1 protein-coding gene is annotated in these 1,003 nt (G+C 68.2%); it reads right to left on the bottom strand.

Annotation, left to right across the window (positions count from 1 at the left end; translation table 11 throughout):
* Window positions 1-21: 21 nt before the first annotated feature.
* Window positions 22-936 (bottom strand): IS982 family transposase, encoded by a 915-nt coding sequence (locus ACIRS1_RS38490; protein WP_402847327.1) that lies wholly within the window; start codon window positions 934-936, stop codon window positions 22-24.
* Window positions 937-1,003: the final 67 nt, after the last annotated feature.

Raw genomic sequence — 1,003 nt, 5'->3', positions numbered from 1 at the left:
CTAGATGAATGATGCGAAGGGTTAGTGGTCGTAGGCGGTCAGCGAGCGCATGACGGGCTGACCAGTGTGGTCGTTGTGCCAGATTGCGCAGGTCAGCGCGAGGACACGCTGCAGGACGCGGACCATGACCCCGCCCGGGGTGCGGCCCTGGTGGCGTTCGAGGTCGAGCTGGGCCTTGAAGGTCTGGTTGACGGACTCGATGATCTGCCGCAGCGGTTTGAACAGGGCGGATCCGGCCCGCAAGGGCTCTCCCTTGCGGGCCGGCCGCAGCAGCTGCACTCCCCACTCGGCGAGTTCGTGTTCGAAGGCGCGGCCGTAGTACTGCCGGTCGCTGATGAGGGTCTGACCCGGCCGGGAGGCCGCGAGGTCGGGCTCGGCGTGGAGCATGCCGAGCAGGGTCTCGCGCTCGTCCGCCTTCGCGCCGGTCAGCGCGAAGGCGACGGGCAGCCCGTGCAGGGTGCACAGCAGGTGCAGGCGCAGGCCCCAGAAGAACCGGGAGTGGCTGGCGCAGTAGCCGTATTCGGCCCAGCCGGCCAGGTCCGAGCGTTTGGCCGTCTCGCGTGAGCGCCCGCACTCCACCGGGGTGGAGTCGACGACCCAGACCGTGTCGGTCCACAGCGAGGTGTCTCGGGCGAGCAGGCGGTTGACCCGTGCGACCAGGTCCGCGGCCTTGCGCAGGCGCCGGTTGTAGCCCGACTGCCCCGGCAGGTAGGGGAACAGGTGCCTCAGGTGGGATGAGGCGTGGCGGATCCAGCGGCGCTCGGAGGTGAAGCCGAGCAGGGCCTGCATCACCGCGAGGGTGACCAGTTCGGCGTCACTGAGCCGCGGCTTGATGCCGATCTCGGGACGCCACGGCGCCAGATGCGGCGATTCCTTCAGCAGGTCGTCGGTCTTCACGTAGAGTGCGGTCGCGAGGGAGTCCAGATCAGGCGTCACAACCGATCTTTGGACTCCCTCGCTTCATGTCATGCGCGCCAGCGAGCCCTTGGCATCAATCATCTAG

This window comes from Kitasatospora sp. NPDC101176 (assembly GCF_044768035.1).
Lineage (GTDB): Bacteria > Actinomycetota > Actinomycetes > Streptomycetales > Streptomycetaceae > Kitasatospora.
This window is presented reverse-complemented; position numbering and strand designations above follow the sequence as displayed.